Annotated in this window: 21 protein-coding genes; 8 read left to right on the top strand and 13 right to left on the bottom strand. The window is 61.3% G+C overall.

Features of this window, described 5'->3' with window-relative positions:
* Positions 1 to 70 precede the first annotated feature (70 nt).
* From ACXYL9_RS06960 to ACXYL9_RS06950, 3 genes are read right to left on the bottom strand one after another with little or no spacing between them, the layout of a single operon-like run.
* Positions 71 to 802, bottom strand: coding sequence for an N-formylglutamate amidohydrolase (locus ACXYL9_RS06960; RefSeq protein WP_459038855.1), 732 nt, complete (start codon positions 800 to 802; stop codon positions 71 to 73).
* A complete protein-coding gene (locus tag ACXYL9_RS06955) occupies positions 799 to 1,611 on the bottom strand; it encodes a 4-(cytidine 5'-diphospho)-2-C-methyl-D-erythritol kinase (protein WP_459038854.1) in 813 nt (270 codons plus the stop codon). Before ACXYL9_RS06955 ends, ACXYL9_RS06960 begins: the two co-directional genes overlap by 4 nt.
* A 42-nt stretch (positions 1,612 to 1,653) precedes the next feature.
* Positions 1,654 to 3,303 carry an electron transfer flavoprotein-ubiquinone oxidoreductase gene (locus ACXYL9_RS06950; RefSeq protein ID WP_459038853.1) on the bottom strand — a complete coding sequence of 550 codons (1,650 nt, stop codon included), beginning with the start codon at positions 3,301 to 3,303 and terminating at the stop codon, positions 1,654 to 1,656.
* Positions 3,304 to 3,393: 90 nt separating this feature from the next.
* Here ACXYL9_RS06950 and ACXYL9_RS06945 point away from each other — a divergent pair, with 90 nt between their 5' ends.
* The 3 genes from ACXYL9_RS06945 to moaB are packed head-to-tail and all read left to right on the top strand — an operon-like array spanning position 3,394 to position 6,498.
* Positions 3,394 to 4,179 (top strand): uracil-DNA glycosylase family protein, encoded by a 786-nt coding sequence (locus ACXYL9_RS06945; protein ID WP_459038852.1) that lies wholly within the window; start codon positions 3,394 to 3,396, stop codon positions 4,177 to 4,179.
* A 1-nt stretch (position 4,180) separates the two neighbouring features.
* Entirely contained in the window at positions 4,181 to 5,956 is a 1,776-nt protein-coding gene (locus ACXYL9_RS06940; protein WP_459038851.1) for a transglycosylase SLT domain-containing protein, read from the top strand.
* Positions 5,957 to 5,970: 14 nt separating this feature from the next.
* Positions 5,971 to 6,498 (top strand): molybdenum cofactor biosynthesis protein B, encoded by a 528-nt coding sequence (gene moaB / locus ACXYL9_RS06935; protein WP_459038850.1) that lies wholly within the window; start codon positions 5,971 to 5,973, stop codon positions 6,496 to 6,498.
* Here the strand turns inward: moaB and ACXYL9_RS06930 are convergent.
* Positions 6,495 to 7,121, bottom strand: a complete 627-nt coding sequence (locus tag ACXYL9_RS06930) for a YcxB family protein (protein WP_459038849.1) — start codon at positions 7,119 to 7,121, stop codon at positions 6,495 to 6,497. The genes moaB and ACXYL9_RS06930 overlap by 4 nt on opposite strands.
* Here ACXYL9_RS06930 and ACXYL9_RS06925 point away from each other — a divergent pair.
* Both ACXYL9_RS06925 and ACXYL9_RS06920 read left to right on the top strand, forming a co-directional pair.
* A complete protein-coding gene (locus ACXYL9_RS06925) occupies positions 7,092 to 8,177 on the top strand; it encodes a PA0069 family radical SAM protein (protein WP_459038848.1) in 1,086 nt (361 codons plus the stop codon). The two genes, ACXYL9_RS06930 and ACXYL9_RS06925, sit on opposite strands and share 30 nt — an antisense overlap.
* A gap of 91 nt (positions 8,178 to 8,268) precedes the next feature.
* A complete protein-coding gene (locus ACXYL9_RS06920; RefSeq protein WP_459038847.1) occupies positions 8,269 to 9,012 on the top strand; it encodes a hypothetical protein in 744 nt (247 codons plus the stop codon).
* A gap of 27 nt (positions 9,013 to 9,039) precedes the next feature.
* Here the strand turns inward: ACXYL9_RS06920 and ACXYL9_RS06915 are convergent, their stop codons facing one another.
* From ACXYL9_RS06915 to ACXYL9_RS06875, 9 genes are all read right to left on the bottom strand, one after another.
* A complete protein-coding gene (locus tag ACXYL9_RS06915) occupies positions 9,040 to 9,474 on the bottom strand; it encodes a DUF1330 domain-containing protein (protein WP_459038846.1) in 435 nt (144 codons plus the stop codon).
* A gap of 2 nt (positions 9,475 to 9,476) precedes the next feature.
* Entirely contained in the window at positions 9,477 to 11,075 is a 1,599-nt protein-coding gene (locus ACXYL9_RS06910; RefSeq protein ID WP_459038845.1) for a long-chain fatty acid--CoA ligase, read from the bottom strand.
* An 86-nt stretch (positions 11,076 to 11,161) separates the two neighbouring features.
* Complete coding sequence (gene dnaE, locus ACXYL9_RS06905) at positions 11,162 to 14,641, bottom strand: DNA polymerase III subunit alpha (RefSeq protein WP_459038844.1); 3,480 nt, start codon at positions 14,639 to 14,641, stop codon at positions 11,162 to 11,164.
* Between the two features lie 96 nt (positions 14,642 to 14,737).
* A complete protein-coding gene (locus ACXYL9_RS06900; RefSeq protein ID WP_459038843.1) occupies positions 14,738 to 15,079 on the bottom strand; it encodes a hypothetical protein in 342 nt (113 codons plus the stop codon).
* 54 nt (positions 15,080 to 15,133) lie between these two features.
* Entirely contained in the window at positions 15,134 to 15,613 is a 480-nt protein-coding gene (locus ACXYL9_RS06895; protein WP_459038842.1) for a glutathione peroxidase, read from the bottom strand.
* Positions 15,614 to 15,739: 126 nt separating this feature from the next.
* On the bottom strand, positions 15,740 to 16,264 hold the full coding sequence (locus ACXYL9_RS06890; RefSeq protein WP_459038841.1) for a hypothetical protein: 525 nt from the start codon (positions 16,262 to 16,264) through the stop codon (positions 15,740 to 15,742).
* Between the two features lie 45 nt (positions 16,265 to 16,309).
* Entirely contained in the window at positions 16,310 to 16,597 is a 288-nt protein-coding gene (locus ACXYL9_RS06885; protein ID WP_459038840.1) for a hypothetical protein, read from the bottom strand.
* Between the two features lie 51 nt (positions 16,598 to 16,648).
* Positions 16,649 to 17,335, bottom strand: coding sequence for an ABC transporter ATP-binding protein (locus ACXYL9_RS06880; protein WP_459038839.1), 687 nt, complete (start codon positions 17,333 to 17,335; stop codon positions 16,649 to 16,651).
* Positions 17,328 to 18,569 carry a lipoprotein-releasing ABC transporter permease subunit gene (locus tag ACXYL9_RS06875; protein WP_459038838.1) on the bottom strand — a complete coding sequence of 414 codons (1,242 nt, stop codon included), beginning with the start codon at positions 18,567 to 18,569 and terminating at the stop codon, positions 17,328 to 17,330. Before ACXYL9_RS06875 ends, ACXYL9_RS06880 begins: the two co-directional genes overlap by 8 nt.
* 174 nt (positions 18,570 to 18,743) lie before the next feature.
* Between ACXYL9_RS06875 and purF the strand changes: the two genes are divergently transcribed.
* From purF to ACXYL9_RS06860, 3 genes are all read left to right on the top strand, one after another.
* A complete protein-coding gene (gene purF, locus ACXYL9_RS06870; RefSeq protein WP_459038837.1) occupies positions 18,744 to 20,219 on the top strand; it encodes an amidophosphoribosyltransferase in 1,476 nt (491 codons plus the stop codon).
* Positions 20,220 to 20,933 (top strand): SDR family NAD(P)-dependent oxidoreductase, encoded by a 714-nt coding sequence (locus ACXYL9_RS06865; RefSeq protein WP_459038836.1) that lies wholly within the window; start codon positions 20,220 to 20,222, stop codon positions 20,931 to 20,933.
* Between the two features lie 101 nt (positions 20,934 to 21,034).
* A complete protein-coding gene (locus ACXYL9_RS06860) occupies positions 21,035 to 21,388 on the top strand; it encodes a PilZ domain-containing protein (RefSeq protein ID WP_459038835.1) in 354 nt (117 codons plus the stop codon).
* The last annotated feature ends 1 nt before the right edge of the window (position 21,389 follow it).

Genomic DNA, 21,389 nt, shown 5'->3' with positions numbered 1-21,389 from the left:
GAACCTCCCGTTGCCCCAGCTTTCGCCGTGTTGACGGCTTTATTCAAGCGCACACAGGCTTTAGCGCGCCCTAGACACCCTTCAGCGCCAAGGCGGTTCGATTGGCGACGTCGGCGATCAGCGCCGCCCAGCGTGCCTGCTCAGCCTCTGTGGTGATCAGATCCTGCCGGATTTCGATCGTGAGATAAGGTCGCCCATGCGCCTCGGCGTGGCGATCCATGGTCGCATTGAGCTGCTTGCCCGAATAGGGCTGGTTGTCGCCAACGGTCAGCCCCTCTTCGGCGAACAGGCGGATGGCGTGACGGGCGGCACTGTCATCCTGGTTGTAGAGCAGTGCAACCTCCCACGGCCGTTCCTCAGTGCTTGTCTCCAGTTCGGGCGTGAAACTGTGCAGCGCCACGATCAGTTCGGGCCTTGCTGCATCGAGCCAGGCGGCAAGCGCGGCGTGATAAGGTCGGTAATATTTCTCCAGGCGGTTCTCTAGGTCGGCGCCGATATTGCCCGCGATCAGGTGCCCATCGCTGGTGGTGGGCATGACGCCGGCTTCGTCCTCGCGGCGATGAAAGTCGCACACGAGGCGGCTGACGCAGGCGATATGAGCCGGAATGCCATGGCGCCGCGCAAGCCGTTCGGCGATGCCCATGGTGCCGATATCGTAGCCTATGTGCGTTTCGAGCAGGGCCTGGTCGATGCCAAGCTCGATGTCATCGGGTACATAGGTCGATGCGTGATCCGCCACGCACACGATCTTGCCGGGAACCGGCTCGCCCACCTGGCGGTACGGATTATCGTCGAGGATCATCGAAGGCTTCCTTGCATCTGCCACCAGCGGGGACGCGCGATCGTTAGCTTTTCTGCGGCTTTGCGCATGACGTCATGACTGCGAAAAAGCGCAAAACAGGTCGCGCCTGAACCAGACATACGCACGAGAAACGCCTCGGTTTCCCGCAGTGTTTCAAGAACATCGGCAATGTCCGGGCAGCACGAGATGGCCGCAGTTTCTAGGTCGTTACGCCCGCCGACTGCTATCTCTTCAACAGTTCCTGAAGGCAAAGGCCCGCGATCAACTCCATCCCAGGCGGTGAACACCTGTGCGGTCGAAAGCGGTTGGCGGGGATTGACGAGCAAGACGGCCATGCCGGCAAGGTCATTGGCAACGGGTTCCAAATCGGTACCCGTGCCGCGGCCGATGCAAGCGACGCTTTCGACGCAGGCGGGAACGTCTGCCCCCAACTCCGCGGCCCGCTCCCGCCAGTCGCCGGGAAGTCCGGGCCATTGCTCAACAATCCGGAAAATAGCGCCGGCATCGGCAGAGCCTCCGCCCAACCCGGCCGCGACCGGCAAGTTCTTCTCCAGATCGATAGAGATACCGCCATCATGCGGCAGTTTCGACAAAGCCTTGGCGACGATATTACTAAATGGATCAGTTAGTTGATCAGCAAATGCGCCAAACGTTCGAACGGTATCCTGCTCCGCCCGGCGTGCTGTCAGCACGTCACCGCCATCGACGAAAGCGAACAGCGTCTCAAGCTCGTGATACCCGTCCTCGCGCCGCCGTCGTACATGCAGCGCGAGGTTGATCTTGGCGTAGGCTGTTTCGACCAGAGTCACTGGATGCAGTTCCCGGCGGTTTGAGAAACGCGTGCGCCGCGATCACATGTTGGGATAGTTCGGGCCGCCCCCGCCTTCGGGCGTGGTCCATTCGATATTCTGGTTCGGATCCTTGATATCGCAGGTCTTGCAGTGGACGCAGTTCTGCGAATTGATCTGGAACTTCGGCTCGCCGCTGTCCTCGTCGACCAGCCATTCATAAACACCTGCCGGGCAATAACGGGTCGAAGGGCCGCCATAGATGCCCAGCTCGCTCACCTTCTGCAATTCCATGTCGCAGACCTTGAGGTGGTTGGGCTGATCCTCGGCATGGTTGGTGTAGCTATAGGCGACATTGGTCAGCCGATCGAACGTGATCTCGCCATCGGGCTTGGGATAGTCGATCTTGGCGTAAAGATCGGCGCGCCCGGTGTGGGTATAATCCGGCTCGTGCTTCATCGTAATCGGCAGGCCGATCTTGAGCTGGCGCATCCACATGTCGACCCCGGCCAGGACCGTACCGAGATCGCCGCCAAACTTGGCTACCGCAGGCTGCGCATTCTTGACCTTCTTCAGTTCGGTCGCGATCCAGCTGTCGCGCAGCGTAGTGTCGTAGCTGTCGAGCGCATCGTGCTCGCGCCCACCAGCGATGGCTTCGACCGCAGCTTCGGCGGCCAGCATCCCGCTCTTCATCGCAGTATGGCTGCCCTTGATGCGCGGCACGTTCACGAAGCCCGCAGCGCAGCCAATCAGCGCGCCGCCGGGGAAGGCCAGCTTGGGCACCGATTGCCAGCCACCTTCGTTGATGGCGCGCGCGCCATAGGCGACCCGCTTGCCGCCTTCGAGATATTCGCGGATCGCCGGGTGCTGCTTCCAGCGCTGGAATTCCTGGTAGGGAGAGACCCAAGGATTCTCGTAATCAAGCGCAGTGACGAAGCCCAAGGCGACCTGGCCGTCAGCCTGATGATAGAGGAAGCCTCCGCCCCAGCTATTGCTTTCACTCAGCGGCCAGCCCTGCGTGTGGATAACCCGCCCAGGGACATGCTTGTCGGGATCGATATCCCACAATTCCTTGATGCCAAGGCCATAGACCTGCGGTTGGCAATCCGCCTCGAGATCGAATTTCGCCTTCATCTTCTTGGTCAGATTGCCGCGCACGCCCTCGGCGAAGAAGGTATACTTGGCCTCGATCTCCATGCCCGGCTGGAACTCGCCCTTGTGGCTGCCATCCTCGGCAATGCCCATGTCCTGCGTGATGACGCCTTTGACCGCGCCGCTATCGTCAAACATGACTTCCGAGGCGGGAAAGCCAGGAAAAACCATCACGCCCAGCCCCTCGGCCTGTTCGCCGAGCCAGCGGGTGAGATTTCCGAGCGAACCGGTGTAGCAGCCATTATTCGACAGGAACGGCGGCATGGCGAGATGCGGCATGCCGAACTTGCCATTCTTCGACAGTACCCAGTGCCAATTGTCGGTCACCGGGGTCTGCGACATAGGGCAATCCATGTCGCGCCATTCAGGCAGCAATTCATCAAGCGCCTTGGGATCAACCACCGCGCCCGAGAGGATATGCGCGCCGATCTCCGAGCCCTTTTCGAGCACGACAACTTCGAGTTCCTCGTTCAGCTGCTTGATCCGGATTGCGGCGGAAAGTCCGGCGACGCCTCCGCCCACAATCACGATGTCGCATGGCATGGATTCGCGTTCGATCATGGTCTTGCTCTGGCCCCTGTCATCCTCGGGTGAAATTATGTGGAATGCCTTGATTGCTGGGGGCGTTGAGGTCAAGAGGCGGAGCAGGACATGAGCGTTCAATCACCCCCCCCTTCGGCAAATGATATTGCTGGCGCAATTGACTGGTGGCGACTGGCCGGGGTGGACATCGACGCGCTCGACAAACCGAGTGGCTGGCTCGACAGCGAAATCGAGCTTCCTGTCGCTGACGCTACGGTCGAGCCTGCTCCCCAGCCCAAACCGATTGAGAAGATTCCTCCCGCGCCGCCGCCCGGCGCCGCGATAGAGGGTTTGGCACGCGTGCCCGGCGATGTCTCGACCTGGCCGAAAGATCTCGCGGAATTCCAGCGCTGGTGGACCAAGGACGAAAAATTTGCCCCGGCGGGCGCCTACCCCCGCATCGCTCCATGCGGAACGGCTCAGGCAGAGTTGATGATCGTGACAGGTCAGCCTGAAGAAAGCGATACAAGCGAGCTGCTTTCGGGGCCGCAGGGACGATTGCTGGATGGCTTCCTGCGCGCTGCCGGGATGGCGAGCGATGCGGTATATGTCGCCTCTGCCCTGCCGCGTCATACTCTGCGGCCCGATTGGACCGAAGTCGGAGCCACAGGCTACGGCGCATTGCTTGCGCATCACATCACTTTGGTGGCACCGCGCCGCCTGCTGGTGTTCGGTCGCGACGTCTCGGCGTTAATTCCGCACGAACCGGCGCAAGACTCTGCATCTTTACCAGTTTTTAACCAAGAGAAGCTCAGCATTCCTCTGATGTCGACGCGCAACCTTTCAAATCTCGCCCAACGGGCCGGATACAAGGCGCGTTTCTGGCAACAGTGGCTCAAATTTACGGATAGCTGAGATGGTCGCAAAACGCATACTTCGTCCGTTCGCCGCAGTGGCGTGCATCGCCTCGACGATGTTCGTTATCACCCCGCAGGCTCACGCCAATTCTTCCGCAGCCGAGTATTTTCGCGCCCGCGCGCACAACACCAACATTCCGGTCCTGCTCAGCGGGCCGGAGAAGACCTATTACGCGGCGCTGTTCCAAGCGATCGAGAACGAGCGCTGGGACTCGGTCGAGCAATTGCTGGCCGAGCGCGAGGACGGGCCGCTGCACCAGGTCGCGCTGGCGGAATATTATCTCCACGCCAACAGTCCGCGGGTCGAGTTGCCACGGATCCAGGCCTGGCTTGCACGTGGCTCCCGCCTGCCAATGGCTGAACAGATCGGCAATCTTGGCGTCAAGCGCGGGCTGATGTCCGCGCCTTACCTGCCGCAAGAGCAGGGTTTCAGCCGGCAGCCTTCGATCAGCAAGCGGATCGCTCCGCGCAGTGTCGAGGACGGGACCATGCCGGATTCGATCCGCAGCGCCATCCTCGAACGCATCAAAAATGACGATCCCGACGGGGCGCGCTTGCTGCTCGATGGTATCGATGCCTCGTTGAGTTCCGCTGCACGCGCCGAATGGCGCAAGCGCGTGGCGTGGAGCTACTACATCGAAAACCAGGATGCCGCCGCGCTGGCATTGGCCAAGACGGTCGCCCTCGACGGGTCGGGTGCCTGGGTTGCCGAAGGCGAGTGGGTCGCAGGGCTGGCCGCCTGGCGGCTGGGCGATTGCCACCAGGCTGGCGAAGGCTTTCGCCGGGCCGCAGCCTATTCGACCAATCCCGAACTGGGCGCGGCCGCACACTATTGGGCCTCGCGCGCGCTGGTGCGTTGCCGCGAGCCTGAAAAGGCTGCCGAGCAATTGCGCGGTGCGGCGATGATGCACGAAACGCTGTATGGAATGCTGGCCCGCGAACGGCTCGGCCAGCAGCTTCCCGATGCCGGATCGAGCCCCGATATGTCCCCCTCCGATTGGCAGCGCTTGCGCGCTAATGACAATATCCGCGCCGCCGTCGCGCTGGCCGAGATTGGGCGCGACGACCTGTCGGACGAAGTACTCCGCCATGAGGCGCGCATCGGCGATCCGTCGAATTTCGAGGCGCTTTCCCGCCTGGCACGTGAACTTGGGCTCCCGTCTACCCAGCTGTGGATGGCCCACAATGTCCCACGCGGAGCGACACCTGAGCCGGCATTGCGTTTTCCCGCGCCGCGCTGGCAGCCGGTCGACGGCTGGCAGGTCGATCCGGCCCTGGCCTATGCCCATACTTTGCAGGAATCGAATTTCCGCCCCCGCGTCGTCAGCCCGGCCGGCGCACGCGGCCTGATGCAGATCATGCCCGCTGCAGCGCAGGATCATGCCAGCAAGATTGGTGTTCGAGGCACCGCGAGTGATCTTTCGCGGCCCGAAATCAATCTCGCCTTTGGGCAGAAACATCTGCAAATGCTGCGCGACAGTGGCGCCACCGGTGGGCTTCTGCCCAAGATCATGGCGGCCTACAACGCCGGACTTTCTCCCATCACGCGGTGGAACAGCGAAGTCCGCGACCAGGGCGATGCGCTGCTTTACATGGAAAGCATCCCCTATTGGGAAACCCGCGGCTATGTTGCTATCGTGATGCGCAATTACTGGATGTACGAGCGGCAGGCCGACGCTACCAGTTCAAGCCGCAAGGCGTTGGCCGAAGGCAAGTGGCCGACCTTCCCCGGCCTTGCTGGAAGCGACGCCGTTCTACTCGCCCGGGCGGATTGAGGGGGACCACAAAAATGGCAATCGACGAGAGCCTGCCATTTGTACCAGTTCGGATCGCCTTGCTGACTGTTTCGGATACCCGGACCCGCGCTGACGATACGTCGGGTGATATCCTGGCCGAGCGGATCGAGGCCAAGGGCCACGAACTCGTTGCTCGCGAAATCAGCCATGACAGCGTCGAGGAAATTGCCGCGCATTTGCACCGTTGGATCGACGACGAGGAAATCGACGCCATTATTACCACAGGTGGTACCGGGCTGACCGGCCGCGATGTCACTCCCGAAGCGCTCGACCGGATCAAGAGCAAGGATATTCCAGGCTTTGGCGAGCTGTTTCGGGCGATAAGCTACAAGACGATCGGGACCAGCACATTGCAATCTCGTGCCTGTGCGGTGGTTGCGCGCGGAACCTACATATTCGCCCTGCCAGGCTCCAACGGCGCAGTCAAAGACGGCTGGGACGGGATCCTCGACTCCCAGCTCGACAGCCGCAATCGGCCGTGCAACTTCATTGAACTGATGCCCCGATTGCGCGAACGCTAGGTTTTGACCGCAGCGGTCACTTTCAATCCTGCACATTTGCGGAAATCTTCGAGCTGGGCCTCGTCGAACACATCCTTGGGGACGATGTTGTAGAGCATATCGCTCTGGAAAAGCATGAAAAACCGGCCGCGCTCGACGATCCGTCGATAGTCGGACCATGCTAGTTGAGAACGACCGAAATCACTTTCCAGAGACACCGATTGCGCGTCCCATAAGACTACGTTTTCACATCGGAGCGCCTTGCTCTGGCGGAAATGCGACCGAGCCTGGAACGGCAGCAGAAAGCGATAAATCAACCAAACCGCAATGGGCGGTGCCAGCAGTGCGGCAATCAGCAACTCCATCCATCGCGCAAACCCGATCAGGAAAAGCAACAGGACGAGGATCGCTACATAAAGCCCGACGAGCACAGCCAGCATTGATGGACGCGAGAGATTCAATCGAACCGCGATCCGCGCAGCGGCGACCGCGTCCTTCTCCGTCAGCGTATAGGTGGATTTCCGCTCCATTGGGCGAAGGCTAGCTTCAAGCTGGCACGATGCAAAACCATTTCGATTGCTGATGTTCCTTTTTTGTTCTATTTCGTCGAAGTTATGAGCGAGCGAGTCGAAAAAGCGATGCATGGTCGCGGAGCGCAGTCCTCTGCGCTTTCGCAGCGCTTTGAATCCATTACTTGCGAGGCCGACGGCGACTGGCGGGATCATGTGGAGATCCTCGACGGCAAACCGCCCAGGCTACGCACGCAGGTAGTCGAAGAACGACCCAAGTCGATCCTCAGTTTCAACCGCTCGCCTGACATCTTCTTCGACCGCTCGATCAATGCCTATCGCGGGTGCGAACACGGCTGCGTCTACTGTTTTGCTCGCCCCACCCACGCCTATCACGATCTTTCACCAGGCCTCGATTTCGAAACCCGCCTGTTCGCCAAGCCCAATGCCGCCGCGCTCCTGCGTGAGACCTTGGCAAAGCCGAAATATACGCCGCGCCCTATCGCCATGGGGACCAATACCGATCCCTACCAGCCAATCGAGGCACGTTACCATATCACGCGCGAAGTGCTGGAGGTCTGTCTCGACGCGCGGCATCCGGTAACGATTACCACCAAGTCCGACCGCGTTCTGGCCGATCTCGACCTGCTCGAGGAAATGGCACGCAAGCGGCTGGTGGCGGTGGCGATCTCGGTCACCTCGCTCGATCCGGTGCTGTCGGGCAAGTTGGAACCGCGCGCCGCTTCGCCGGCCAAGCGGCTCGCCGCATTGGGCAAGCTAGCCTCGGCCGGCATTCCGACCCATTGCTCAGTTGCGCCGGTCATCCCCGCGATCACCGACGAATTCATGGAGGAAATCGTCCAGCGCGCCGCCGCGCTCGGCGTGGATTCGGTTGGCTGGATCCCATTACGCTTGCCGCATGAAGTGGCGCCACTTTTTCGCGAATGGCTGCAGGTTCATTATCCCGATCGCGCGGGTAAAGTGATGAGCATCGTCCGCTCAATCCGTGACGGAAAGGACAACGATCCCAGCTTTTTCAGCCGCCTCAAGCCGAGCGGGGTCTGGGCCGACCTGTTCCGTGCCCGCTTCGCCCTCGCCTGCAAGCGCGCAGGAATTGGCAAGACCCATTTCGAACTCGATTGTTCGGCCTTCCGAAAACCCCCGCAGGGCGGACAGCTAAGGCTTCTGTAAGGCCTGCCGTGACCGATCGGCGGAACCGCGCCGTCGCGCCGGCATTGCAGTTATGCCAAGGTCGAACCGGAAAGGACCCGCGCCCACGTTCATGTCGCTCCCGCTGATTGCCCTGATCATCGCTGCCGGATTTGCCGCGATCCACCTGTTCTCAGGAAGGCTGCGCTTTCTCGAGACAACCCCGCGCAGTGGCTATCTTTCGGCGGCCGGCGGGATCGCGGTCGCCTATGTCTTCCTGCATTTGCTGCCCGAACTGTTCGAGCACCGGGCCACATTTATCGAGCATTTGCGGCTTGGCGAAGACGGTGCCGAGATCGTGCTTTTCTCGCTCGCGTTGACGGGGCTGGTAGTATTCTATGGCGTCGAGCGGGCCATCCTGGCCCATGGTCCGGCAAGAAACGCATCGGCCGAAACGAGCGAGGAACCGGAGCCGAACGGCGTGTTCTGGTTCCACATAGCGGCCTTCGCGCTCTACAATTTTTTGATCGGCTATCTCCTGTCCGAGCGCGCCATCGAGGCCAGCCGCGAACTAGTGCTCTACTCCATCGCCATGGGCGTTCACTTCGTGACCAACGATCACGGCCTGCGGGCACACCACCAGTGCCTGTACGACCGCTATGCCCGCTGGGTTCTCGCTGCCGCAGTGCTGGCCGGGACCGGCATCGGGGCGATTTTACCAGTCGGTCCGGAGGCTCTGGCAATGCTGTTTGCGCTGTTGGCTGGCGGGGTGATCCTCAATGTCCTGAAAGAGGAATTGCCGGCAGAACGCGAAAGCCGGTTCTTGCCATTTGCGCTTGCCACTATCGCCTACGCGGTGCTCCTCGCAGCGGTTTGAAGCCGCGCAACGCGACCGCAGCTCTGCTCAGCCGAAGCTTGAACCGCCTGCCCCAGGCTGAAACCGGACCAGCCTGCTATCGACAAGCGCGGCGGTGCGATTGACCACGGCCTTCTGGTACTCAGGGTCCTTGATCATTTCGAAGAACGCGCCCGAATTGGGATATTGCGCCACGAAGCCATCGTCCCAACGCTCGTCATCCGGGCCTGTCACCATGGTCTGGAACGCGCCGCGCCACACGATCGTCCCGCCGACGCGCTGGAAGATCGGACCGCTGGTCTTGCCGTATTCCTGGTACGCCCGGCGCCCGGTCCAGCCATTGCCGTGCAGTGCGTGACCTTCGGGATATTCGGCATGCTCGCGATAGCGCAGCAAGTTGAGCATCTGGATCGGTTCGTCGCGCGGCAACGCCTTGAATGCGGCGAAATTGGCAGGGCTGGGATCGATATAGGTCTCGCTCATCGTCACGCCTCCAGCTTGTAGTCTTTAAACCGCTCCCGCAGGTCCTTCTTGCTGATCTTGCCGGTCGCGGTGTGGGGAATGTCGTCAACGAACTCGACCGCGTCGGGCAGCCACCACTTGGCAACCTTGTCCGACAAGAAGGCGATGATGCTCTCGGCTTCGACTTCCTCGCCTTCCTTCTTGACCACGAACAACACTGGGCGCTCGTCCCACTTGGGGTGATACATGCCCACCGCTGCCGCCTCGGCGACGCCTGGATGGCCCACGGCGGCGTTCTCTAGCTCGACCGAGCTGATCCATTCGCCACCCGACTTGATCACGTCCTTGGTCCGGTCGGTCAGTTGCAATGTGCCGTCCGGGTGCAGGATGCCGACATCACCGGTGTCGAACCAGCCATCATTGCCGACCGCGTCCTTATCGGCCTTGAAGTAGCGCTTGATGATCCACGGCCCACGGATTTGCAGGGCACCCGAGGTTTCGCCATCGCGCGGCAATTCCGTGCTCATGTCGTCGAGATCCACGGTGCGCAGTTCGACCCCGAAGGTCGGTCGTCCTTGCATCGCGCATTTGTCGACCTTTTCGTCGAGCGTGAGCTGGTCCCAATCATGCGTCGGCCCGCCGACCGTGCCGATGGGGCTGGTTTCAGTCATGCCCCAGGCATGTTGCACCCGCGTGCCGTTTTCCAGCAGGCGCCGGATCATGAACTTGGGCGCAGCCGATCCGCCAATCGTGGCAGCCTTGAGCGGCGGCAGGTCGAGCCCCTCCTTGTCGCAATACTGGAAATGCGCCAGCCAAACGGTCGGCACACCGGCGCTGTCGGTAACGCCCTCGTCGAGCATGAGCTGGTGCAGCACGGCCGGATCGTTGACCGCCGAGAACACGAACTTGATTCCCGCCATTGCCCCGGCATAGGGCAAGCCCCAGCTGGCCGCGTGGAACATCGGGACAACTGGCAGCATCACCGAGGAAGCGCTGAAATTGAAGGCCGCGGGCTGGAGACCTGCCATGGCGTGCAGGACAGTCGATCTGTGTTCGTATTGCACGCCCTTGGGATTGCCGGTGGTACCGCTGGTATAGCAGATCATGCACGGGTCGGTTTCCTGGCCGGTGACCCATTCGTAATTACCATCCTGTTCGCCGATCCAGTCCTCGAAGGCGGTCGTATGCTCGCCACTGTCGAAACAGATGTAATGTTCGACCGTGGTCCAGCGGTCGCGCATCGTGTCGATGATCGGCTGGAAGGCCGCATCGTAGAGCATGACCTTGTCTTCGGCGTGATTGACGATGTACTCGAGCTGGTCTTCGAACAGGCGCGGATTGACCGTGTGAAGCACCCCGCCCATCCCCGCCACGCCGTACCAGCTGACCAGGTGGCGCGAGTGGTTCATTGCCATGCTGGCGACGCGCTCACCCTTCTTGATCCCGAGAGCCTCGAGCGCTTGCGCCATCTTCAGCGCATCGGTGCGAATGCCGGCCCAGTCGGTACGGGTTGCACTGCCATCGGCCCAGCGGGTGACGATCTCGCGACTACCCGCCTCGCGCGCCGCGTGATCTATCACGTGGGTCACGCGCATGGTCCATTCCTGCATCGCTCCGAGCATCGGCTATTCTCTCCCTTGAATGGCTATTTGAAACCTAGATAGGGCGGGTAAAGCGCACCCGGCAAGCGGGAAATTGGGCGTCGCGATCAGGCAGCGCGGCCAAAACGCCGCCGTAGCGGCCCGGATTTCGGTATCAAGGCCACGTTCTCCAGCCCGTCGACTTCCTTCAGTTGCTCAGCCAACGATCCGTCGAGCTGGAAATCATGGCCAAGGCGCACGGTGCAGTGCTCGCCATCGCCGAGGTCGAGCCTCGCCTGTACTTCTCCGTGGCCCTCCTTTCCCGGCTGCAGTGCAAACGCTAGCTCCGCAATCGCCCCCTCGGTGGTAACTTCGAGGCTGAGCAGCATCCGCTGGCTACCGGCCACGGCGTCAAGCGGGCGTGCACTGCGCACCGTCACCCGCGGCGGTTCGTCAGGCGACGGGGAATCCAGTTCGACGGTCAGCAGCACGCAGGTTCCATCTGCGGCCCATTGCTTGAAATTATCGACCAGCCCATCCTCGAAACACGCGGCGCTGAACTGTCCCGAACTGTCGGAAAAGTCGGCACGAACAAAAGGCGCGCCGCGCCGCGTGGTGCCGACATTTACCTTTTCCACCATGGCCGCCATCATCGCGCTGGCTCGGCCCCCTTCGGGGGCGCCAGCCTCCATCAGCGAGGCGTAGGGCCGCGCGCCATTGGCGCTGGCGATATCGCGATAAGCCTGCACCGGGTGGGCGGAAAAATAGAAGCCGAAGTTCTCCCGCTCCTTCGCCATCCGCGTGGCGCGGTCCCAATCCTCGGCATCCTTGAGCCGCAAGCTGTCCTCAGCAGCGATATCCTGCGCCCCGAACAGGGCCTCCTGTCCGCTCGTGCGCTCACGCAAAGCGGCGTCGGCAGTGGCCAGCAACAGGTCGATATTTGCCGCCAGCTTGCCGCGATTGGGTTCCAGGTTGTCAAGAGCGCCCGCGGCTATCAATGCCTCCAGCTGGCGCGAGTTCATCGCCCCTTGCGGCAGCCGCCCGAACAGGTCCGCGAGACTCGCGAAAGGACCGCCCTTGGCGCGCTCGTCGACGATTGCAGCCATCGCCTTCTCGCCGACATTGCGGATGCCTGCCAGCGCGTAGCGAACCGCATAGCCGTCGTCGGTACGTTCGACCGTGAACTCGGCTTCGGAAGTATTGATATCGGGTGGAGCCACCTCGCGACCCCCGCGCCGCGCATCGTCTACGAACACGCTGAGCTTTTCCGACTGATGCATGTCGAAGCACATCGAGGCGGCAAAGAATTCTTCCGGGTAATGGGCCTTGAGCCAAGCGGTCTGGTAGGCGAGCAGCGCGTAGGCGGCAGCGTGCGATTTGTTGAAGCCATAGCCGGCGAACTTGTTGATCAAGTCGAACAGTTCGTTGGCCTTGGTGGCGTCGATATCGGAAACGCGGGCGCAGCCTTCGACGAAGATCTGCCGCTGCTTGTCCATTTCGGCCTGGTTTTTCTTGCCCATCGCCCGGCGCAGCAAATCTGCATCGCCGAGCGAGTATCCCGCCAGGATCTGCGCCGCCTGCATGACCTGTTCCTGGTACACGAAAATGCCGTAGGTTTCGGCGAGGATCTCTTCCAGTTTGGGGTGCGGATACTCGATCGGCTCTTCGCCAGCCTTACGCTTGCCGAACAGCGGGATGTTGTCCATCGGGCCAGGCCGATAGAGCGAAACGAGCGCGATGATGTCCTCGAACTTGGTCGGCTTCACCGCCGTCAGCGTGCGCCGCATCCCTTCGGACTCGAGCTGGAAGACGCCGACCGTATCGCCGCGCTTCATCAGGTCGTAAACTGCCGGATCGTCCCATGCGAGCCCGCCAAGATCGAGTTCGATCCCGCGATTTTCCAGCAGGTCGACGGCCTTTTGCAGGACCGAGAGGGTTTTCAGACCGAGGAAGTCGAATTTCACCAGGCCGCTGCTTTCGACATGCTTCATGTCGAACTGGGTCACCGGCATGTCCGAGCGCGGATCGCGGTATAGCGGGACCAGCTCGCTCAGCGGACGATCCCCGATGACAACGCCGGCAGCATGGGTGGAACTGTTGCGCGGCAACCCCTCAAGCTGCATCGCCAGGTCAATCAGCGCCTTGGTGTCGTTGTCGTTCGAATATTCGGCCTTGAACTCGGCCACACCGTTGAGCGCGCGCGGCAGCGTCCACGGATCGGTCGGGTGGTTGGGCACCATCTTGCACAGGCGGTCGGTGCGCAGGTAGCCGTAATCGGCAATGCGCCCGACATCGCGCAGCACTGCCCTCGCCTTCAACTTGCCGAAGGTGATGATCTGCGCGACCTTGTCTTGCCCATAACGCTGCTGGACATAACGGATCACCTCGCCGCGGCGCGTTTCGCAGAAATCGATATCGAAATCCGGCATGGAGATACGTTCGGGATTGAGAAAGCGTTCGAACAGCAGGCCGAGCCGAATCGGATCTAGGTCAGTGATCGTCAGCGCCCAGGCAACCAACGAACCCGCGCCAGACCCGCGGCCCGGACCGACCGGTATGCCCTTGTCCTTGGCCCATCCGATGAAATCGGCAACGATCAGGAAGTAGCCCGGGAAACCCATCCGGTTGATGATGCCGATCTCGTATTCGAGCCGCTCGTAATAGGTTTTGCGTGCTTCGTCCAACAGCCCCTCATAGGGCGCGAGCCGTTTTGCCAGACCAGCGGTAGCTTGCTCACGCAGCATGCGTTCCTCGCCCTCGAGATCGCCGGCAAGACTGGGCAGGATTGGGTCGCGATTGGGCGGCGCGAAGGCGCAACGTTGGGCGACGACCAGTGTGTTCGCGGTTGCCTCGGGCAGGTCCGCGAAGATTTCCTCCATCATCCGCGCCGACTTGACCCAACCCTCCTTGTCGGTGCGCGGGCGGTCGTCCTCGTCGAGCTTGTAGCTGCCGGCAATGCACAGCATCGCGTCATGCGCTTTGGCAAAATGAGCCTCGGCGAAATTGGCCGGATTGGTCGCTACCAATGGCAAGTCGCGCGCATAAGCGAGTTCGATCAATGCCTCTTCGGCGGCATTTTCCGTGGCGTTGCCGCGCCGCGCCAGCTCGATGTAAAGGCGGCCATGGAATAGTGCCTCGAGCCGGTCGGCATAGCGCGCAGCGTGATCGACCTGCCCTTCTGCAAGCAACCGCGTCAGCCCGCCCTCGCTGGCCCCGGTCAAAGCAATCAGGCCGCCGGTGTGGCCTTCGAAATCATCCAGCAAAACATGCGGTACCAGTTCGAGCGGTCGGTCGAGATGAGCACGGCTGACGAGGTGGCATAGATTGAGATAACCTTCCTCGTCCTGGGCAAATAACGGCAGGGAATCGATTGCATCTGAATTGGGCCGCGCGACACCAACCAAAGCGCCGATGATTGGCTGTACACCCTCTTCCCGGCATGCACCGGCAAAGGCTACCGCGCCATAAAGCCCATTGCGGTCACAGATAGCGATGGCGGGAAAACCGCGCTCTTTAGCCAGTTTTGCCAGTGCCTTCGGATCGATCGCGCCTTCCAGCAAGGAATAGCTCGACAGGATGCGCAAGGGGACGAAGGGAGCAAATGCCATCAGGGCACTATGGGCAGGTGACGCGGATTCGCAAAGCCGGTTTGGGGATAAGACGGTTCAAAAATAGCCGCTGCCGGCAGCGGTTCTGCAGAGCATTCAGGCCGGTTTGCTGTCTTCCCGCGCGGCCGCGATCTTGCGGCGGGTCTGCCGCACCTGCGCAACCGCCCCGTAGATCACCAGCACAGCCAGGAATATCCACACCCACAGCGGTATGTCTTGTCCGTAAACGGCGAGGTAGAGATAAGCCGAAACGAAGAAAAACCCCGCCAGCATGGTCGGCAAAATTGTTGACTTGCCAGTGCGCGCGTTGCGGATCAGCCAAGCGATCGAGGTTAAAAAGAACGGGATCGCGCCGACGTAAATGGCGACAAAAACATACGGGTTGACGTTGTATTGTGCGCCCTGCGCCAAGATCCACTGGTTGATCATTTCGAGCATAGCCGCCTTCTCCCCTGAGTTACCAATGCCTCTACGGGATAGATCGCACCAAGGTTACAACAGTTTCTCGATATGCTTGGCAATGCTGGCCGGCGAATCCTGCGGGGCGAAACGCTTCACCACCTTGCCGTCCCGATCAATCAGGAACTTGGTGAAGTTCCACTTGATCGCGGTTGAACCCAACAGGCCCTTGGCTTCGCCCTTCATCCAGCCGAAAACGGGCGAGGCATCGGGGCCGTTGACGTCGACCTTCTCCATCAGCGGGAAAGTCACGCCGTGATTGATGCGGCAGAACTCGGCGATTTCTTCATCACTGCCAGGCTCCTGCCCGCCAAACTGGTTGCAGGGGAAGCCAAGCACCTCGAACCCGCGATCCTTGTACTTCTGGTAGAGCTCCTCAAGACCGTCATATTGCGGGGTGAAGCCGCATTTGCTGGCAGTATTGACCACCAGCAGGACCTGGCCCTTCTTGTCGGCGAGATCCAGCGTTTCACCGCTGTTGGTCGAAGTGGTGAAATCGGCGATCGTGGTCATGAGCTACCTTTGCGTTGAATTGGCATGGGATATGGGAAGATTCTGACGGCGATCAATCAATACCCTTACCCGGACGCCAGCACACCCTGCAACGGCGGACGGTTTCCTCGCAACGCGATGTCAGGGTCATTCCGCCTCTTCGCCCTTCGGACGATAAACGAGGTCGAAGCTGGTCGTCCATGAGAGGCCGTGATCAAGCGACGCTTCTCCATGCTGCCTGACACTGCCGTCGCTTCCCTGCGTATAGGACATGCGGATCAACTGGTGCCGGGCAATTGGCGTTGGCCATTTGCCCGTCAGAACCATGGCGCCGTCGACCGATCCGCCGGAGAATTCAACCGCTCCCGGCGAAGATCCGACCCACTTCTGGTGCCATCTTCCGGTGGCAGCATCGAGATGATTGAGGCTTGTCCCGCCCTGCCCGCGCAGCGGCATCCAGCTTTCCACCACGGCGCAACCATTGTGCTTCCGCTCGATCCGGCTCTCGGCGATCTTCGTTTCCTGGCCGTTGGGATACACCTCCCACTCGCCGACCCAGAAATCGAAGCCGGCATGAGCCTCGCTTGAGCAGGGCGGCGGTGGCGCAGCGGCAGGCGGCGCAGCGGGTGCGGCCGAAGCTTGCAGTAAGGCGGCGGTCAGGGTTGCGATCATGCCATGTCTCCCGGTTCACGGCAGACATAGCAGAAATGTGCTGCGTCAGCCGTCCGATTGCGCCGGAAAATCTGGTCGGTCGGCAAGCGCCTGCGCCTCGGAGGCGGAATATTCACGGTCGCCGGCCTTCTCTATCACGTAATCCCCGCGCGATTCCTCCGGCAGCAGCATCAGGTGGCGGATCAATTCAACAAAGCTGCCTCGCCGCAGCGCCTTGGCTCCGTCGAACACGCCATCGCCATCGGCCTTGTGATGCAGGGCTGCGCGGTCGTCCCACGCAATCGTTGCAGGGTTCTCGGGCGTATCGCCAAAGGCTGTTGGATGGTCAGACATGAGAATTCCTCCTTTGCCTGACACAACGCGCAAACCTGGCGATAGGTCCGCTTACTCGAGCAAGCCCTCGTGTAACCGGACAACGCGGTCCATCTGCTGCGCCAGTCGCTCGTTATGAGTGGCGATCAGCGCAGCGCTGCCCTCGCCCCGGACCAGCGCAAGAAAAGCTTCGAGCACCTTGTCAGCGGTACGTTCGTCGAGATTGCCGGTCGGCTCATCCGCAAGCACCATCTCGGGCTTGTTGGCGAGCCCGCGCGCTACCGCAACCCGCTGCTGTTCGCCGCCCGAAAGCTGGCTGGGCCGATGGTCAAGCCGCGCTGCCAGGCCAAGCGCGCCGAGCAATTCTTCTGCGCGAACTGCGGCCTCGTCGCGGGTCTTGCCAGCGATCATCTGCGGCAGGATGACGTTCTCCAAGGCGTTGAAGTCGGGCAGCAGGTGATGGAACTGGTAAACGAAGCCCAGATGGTCGCGGCGCAGCGTCGTCCGCGCCCGCGAATCCGACTTCTCGGCTGGAGTGCCGGCGATGATGATTTCTCCGCCGAAGCCCCCTTCGAGCAGGCCGACCGCCTGCAACAGGGTCGACTTTCCTGACCCCGAGGGACCGAGCAGCGCGACAATCTCGCCCGGCTTTACGGCCAGGTCGACCCCACGCAGCACATCGATCTGCACATCGCCCTGCTGGAAGCTGCGCGTGACCTTTCGCAGCTCTACGACCGGTTGTGATGTCTGATTACTCATAGCGAAGCACCTGCACGGGGTCGGTGCTCGACGCCTTGTAGGCGGGATAAAGCGTGGCGAGGAAGCTCATAACGAGCGCGAGGATGATAATGCCGGCAATTTCCACCGGGTCCGACTTGGACGGCAAGGTGGATAGGAACCTTACCTCGGGATCCCATAGTTGCTGGCCGGTCGCCCAGGCGATGAAGGTTACGATTGACTGGCGGAAATACAGCACCACTGCCCCGAGGATCAAACCCGCCACCGTGCCGATCGCACCGACCGTGAAACCGGTGGTGACAAAGATCTTGAGCAGCGACTGGCGTGTCGCCCCCATGGTTCGCATGATGGCTATATCTCGTGTCTTGGCACGCACCAGCATGACCAGGCTGGACAGGATGTTGAACGCGGCCACCACCACCATGAAGCTGAGCGCAAAGAACATTGCCACTCGCTCCACCTGCAATGCTTCAAAGATCGAACTGTTGATCTGCTGCCAGGTGCGGACCTCCGCGCGGCCGGTAAGCTGCTGTCGAAGCGGCTCCATGATCTCGCCGACATTGTCTGCATCGACGGTCTTGATCTCGATCATGCCGATAGTGTCACCGGTCAGCAGCAGAGTTTGCGCATCGGCGATCGGCATCACGACGAAGGCCTTGTCATAATCATACAGACCGACTTCGAAGATGGCCGCGATCTCGTACCCGATCTGGCGCGGCACTGTTCCGAAGGGTGTCGTGCGTCCGGCCGGGTTGATGATGGTGACCGTATCACCCACTCGCGCACCGAGGTTCTCGGCCAACCTTGCACCGATGGCGACGACACCGGCATCGGGTTCGAGCCGCGAGAGATCGCCGAGCACGACATCGTCGGCGTATTCATTGATGTCTTCATCGGTGTTGCCGCGAACGAAGACCGCTTCGACCCTCCCGTTGAATGTGGCCAGCAGGGGTTGCTCGATCAGCGGCGAGGCATCGGTAACTCCCGGGGTCTTGCGCACGTCCGCCAGCACATCCTGCCAATTGTCGAGCCGCCCGCCATAAGCCTGCACGATAGCATGGCCATTCACGCCGACGATCTTGTCGAGCAGCTCGGCACGAAAACCGTTCATGACGCTCATCACGATGACCAGCATTGCAACCGACAGCATCACCACGCCGACACTGATTCCGGCGACGAGCGCGATGAACGCCTCGCCTTTGCCGGGCAGCAAATAGCGTTTGGCAATGGTCCATTCAAAGGGATTGAGCAGCAAGAGAGGTTCCCGATCGGTAGCCTGAGGCCCCTCCCCTAGAATTGGCTGGCTCTCAGCGCAATGAAATTGGCGAGCTTAGCCCGGCTTGCGCCGAAGCGAGTTCAGAACACTTGTAATCGTGCTGCAACATCGCCATTGGATGCCCACGACGATGCAGCAGCAGGCGCGTCCAGCATGATCACAACACATCCATTCTATGATGAATTCGGCGACAAGTTGCGCGAAGAGTGCGGCGTGTTCGGCGTGGTCAACGCCGGCGACGACGCTTCGGCTGCGACGGCACTGGGCCTGCACGCGCTCCAGCATCGCGGCCAGGAAGCCGTCGGCATCAGCAGTTTCGACGGCACGCAGTTTTTCACCCGCCGCGGCCTGGGTCACGTGGCAGAAAATTTCTCGAGCCCTGAATCAATTGCCGAATTACCTGGGCACATGGCCTCGGGCCACGTTCGGTATTCGACCACTGGCGGCGCCGGCCTGCGCAATGTCCAGCCGCTTTATGCCGAACTGGCAAGCGGCGGCTTCGCCATCGCGCACAATGGCAATATCTCGAACGCGCAAGCGCTGCGCAGCGAACTGGTGGAAAAGGGCGCGATCTTCCAGTCTACCAGCGACACCGAGGTCATCATCCACCTTGTCGCCACCAGCCGTTATCCCACCCTGCGCGACCGGCTGGTCGACGCGCTGCGGCTGGTCGAAGGCGCCTATGCGCTGATCGTAATGACCCCGCAGGGCATGATCGCTTGCCGCGACCCGCTCGGAATTCGGCCCTTACAGATGGGCCGGATGGGCGATGCCGTGGCCTTCGCTTCGGAAACGGTTGCCTTCGACATTGTCGGCGCACAATTTGAACGCCAGGTCGAACCGGGCGAACTCATCGAGGTCGATTTCGAGGGTAAGGTTACCAGCTTCCGTCCTTTCGGCGATCACCCCTCGCGCCCATGCATTTTTGAGCACGTCTATTTCAGCCGCCCTGACTCGGTGTTCGACGGGCGCAGCGTCTATGAGGCGCGCAAGGCGATCGGCACCCAATTGGCGATCGAATCGCCGGTCGAGGCCGACCTGGTGGTGCCGGTTCCCGACAGCGGTGTCCCGGCAGCCATCGGCTATGCACAGCAATCGGGCCTACCGTTCGAACTGGGCATAATCCGAAGTCACTATGTTGGGCGTACCTTCATCCAGCCGTCGGACAGCGCCCGCCATTCTGGCGTGCGGCGCAAGCACAATGCCAATCGCGGCCTTGTCGAAGGCAAGCGGATCGTCCTGATCGACGACTCTATCGTCCGAGGCACAACCTCGATGAAGATCGTGCAGATGATGCGCGATGCCGGGGCGGTCGAGGTGCATTTCCGCGTCGCCAGTCCGCCAACTGCGCATAGCTGTTATTACGGGGTCGACACGCCCGAGCGCGACAAGCTGCTGGCAGCACGGATGGATGTCGAACCGATGCGTTCGCACATCAAGGCTGACAGCCTCGCTTTCGTCTCAATCGACGGTCTCTATCGCGCCGTCGGGCACAAGCCGCGCAATAGCGCGTGCCCACAATTCTGCGACGCCTGTTTTACCGGCGATTACCCGACTTCGCTGACCGACCTACGCGGTGAGAAAAGCGAAGGAGCGCAGCTTTCCTTTCCTGTAAACAAAGTCGCGTAAATGACAGAAAACAAGCAACTTTCGGGCAAGCTTGCCCTGGTGACCGGTGCCTCGCGTGGGATCGGTGCCGCGACCGCTCGCGCCTTCGCTGATGCAGGCGCCCATGTCGTTCTGACCGGACGCGACGTTCGCGCTCTTGAGAGCGTAGAAGACGAGATTCACGCCAATGGAGGGTCGTCCACCATTGCCCCCGTCGACCTAACCGAGCCGGAGGGTGTAGCTCGGCTCGCCACGGCAATTGCCAGTCGTTGGGACGCGTTGGATTTCCTTATCCTGTCAGCAGCTTACCTGCCCCACCTCACGCCGGTTACGCAGATTGACCAGAAGCAGTTCAATCGTGCGCTAACCACCAATGTGCTGGCCACGCAGGCATTGCTCGCCAATTTCGATCCGTTGCTGAAGCGAGCGGACGCCGGCCGCGTCGTCGGACTGACAAGCAGCGTCGGCGCGGATCCACGCGCTTACTGGTCTGCCTACGCCTCGAGCAAGGCCGCCTTCGACAATCTGCTCGAAAGCTACGCCCGGGAAGTTGAGAAGATCGGCAATGTCCGTGTTGCCATCGTCGATCCGGGTGCGACCCGCACCGACATGCGCGCCCGCGCTTATCCGGGCGAAGATCCGCAAACGGTGAAAGAGCCCTCGGTCGTCGGGGAACGCATCGTCGCGCTGGTGCAGGAAGACTTCTCCACTGCGCATCGCGAGCGGGTCGGTTAACGGGTCTTAACGATCCATCGTTACACGCGAGTAAACACCGCCATCGTATTCTCCTCTGGTCGCGCATGTGAGCGGGCACTGATGCGAGAGAATACAGAACCATGTACGATACCGATGATCGCTATGCCATTGCCGCGCAGGAGGACCGCTGCGCGCCACGCACGAAGCTGTCGATCCCGTCGCAAATGCGGGCATCGGGCGGACGACGGTTTCAGACCGTGGTGCACGATCTGTCGATTTCGGGGTTCAGCGCGGCAGCCATCAACCGGATGCACGATGGCCAGGTTGTGTGGTTGACGCTGCCAGGCCTCGAATCGCTGATGGCGCGGGTCGTGTGGTGGGACAATTGTATCGTCGGCTGCGCCTTCACCGATCTGCTCAGCCCGATCGTCCATGACGACATCCTGTCGCGCTACACCGGTCGGAGCGGGATGGTCTACCGCCCCTTGAGCTGAA

It is taken from the genome of Qipengyuania sp. CAU 1752 (assembly GCF_054482615.1).
The sequence above is the reverse complement of the archived record's forward strand: the minus strand, read 5'-3'. Positions and strand labels throughout refer to the sequence as shown.

What these genes read in the sequence shown, in the direction of transcription:
- ACXYL9_RS06960 (WP_459038855.1), bottom strand. Translation starts at nt 802, where the DNA reads ATGATCCTCGACGATAATCCGTACCGCCAGGTGGGCGAGCCGGTTCCC.
- ACXYL9_RS06950 (WP_459038853.1), bottom strand. Translation starts at nt 3,303, where the DNA reads ATGATCGAACGCGAATCCATGCCATGCGACATCGTGATTGTGGGCGGA.
- ACXYL9_RS06945 (WP_459038852.1), top strand. Translation starts at nt 3,394, where the DNA reads ATGAGCGTTCAATCACCCCCCCCTTCGGCAAATGATATTGCTGGCGCA.
- ACXYL9_RS06940 (WP_459038851.1), top strand. Translation starts at nt 4,181, where the DNA reads ATGGTCGCAAAACGCATACTTCGTCCGTTCGCCGCAGTGGCGTGCATC.
- moaB (WP_459038850.1), top strand. Translation starts at nt 5,971, where the DNA reads ATGGCAATCGACGAGAGCCTGCCATTTGTACCAGTTCGGATCGCCTTG.
- ACXYL9_RS06925 (WP_459038848.1), top strand. Translation starts at nt 7,092, where the DNA reads ATGAGCGAGCGAGTCGAAAAAGCGATGCATGGTCGCGGAGCGCAGTCC.
- ACXYL9_RS06930 (WP_459038849.1), bottom strand. Translation starts at nt 7,121, where the DNA reads ATGCATCGCTTTTTCGACTCGCTCGCTCATAACTTCGACGAAATAGAA.
- ACXYL9_RS06920 (WP_459038847.1), top strand. Translation starts at nt 8,269, where the DNA reads ATGTCGCTCCCGCTGATTGCCCTGATCATCGCTGCCGGATTTGCCGCG.
- ACXYL9_RS06915 (WP_459038846.1), bottom strand. Translation starts at nt 9,474, where the DNA reads ATGAGCGAGACCTATATCGATCCCAGCCCTGCCAATTTCGCCGCATTC.
- ACXYL9_RS06910 (WP_459038845.1), bottom strand. Translation starts at nt 11,075, where the DNA reads ATGCTCGGAGCGATGCAGGAATGGACCATGCGCGTGACCCACGTGATA.
- dnaE (WP_459038844.1), bottom strand. Translation starts at nt 14,641, where the DNA reads ATGGCATTTGCTCCCTTCGTCCCCTTGCGCATCCTGTCGAGCTATTCC.
- ACXYL9_RS06900 (WP_459038843.1), bottom strand. Translation starts at nt 15,079, where the DNA reads ATGCTCGAAATGATCAACCAGTGGATCTTGGCGCAGGGCGCACAATAC.
- ACXYL9_RS06895 (WP_459038842.1), bottom strand. Translation starts at nt 15,613, where the DNA reads ATGACCACGATCGCCGATTTCACCACTTCGACCAACAGCGGTGAAACG.
- ACXYL9_RS06890 (WP_459038841.1), bottom strand. Translation starts at nt 16,264, where the DNA reads ATGATCGCAACCCTGACCGCCGCCTTACTGCAAGCTTCGGCCGCACCC.
- ACXYL9_RS06885 (WP_459038840.1), bottom strand. Translation starts at nt 16,597, where the DNA reads ATGTCTGACCATCCAACAGCCTTTGGCGATACGCCCGAGAACCCTGCA.
- ACXYL9_RS06880 (WP_459038839.1), bottom strand. Translation starts at nt 17,335, where the DNA reads ATGAGTAATCAGACATCACAACCGGTCGTAGAGCTGCGAAAGGTCACG.
- purF (WP_459038837.1), top strand. Translation starts at nt 18,744, where the DNA reads ATGATCACAACACATCCATTCTATGATGAATTCGGCGACAAGTTGCGC.
- ACXYL9_RS06865 (WP_459038836.1), top strand. Translation starts at nt 20,220, where the DNA reads ATGACAGAAAACAAGCAACTTTCGGGCAAGCTTGCCCTGGTGACCGGT.
- ACXYL9_RS06860 (WP_459038835.1), top strand. Translation starts at nt 21,035, where the DNA reads ATGTACGATACCGATGATCGCTATGCCATTGCCGCGCAGGAGGACCGC.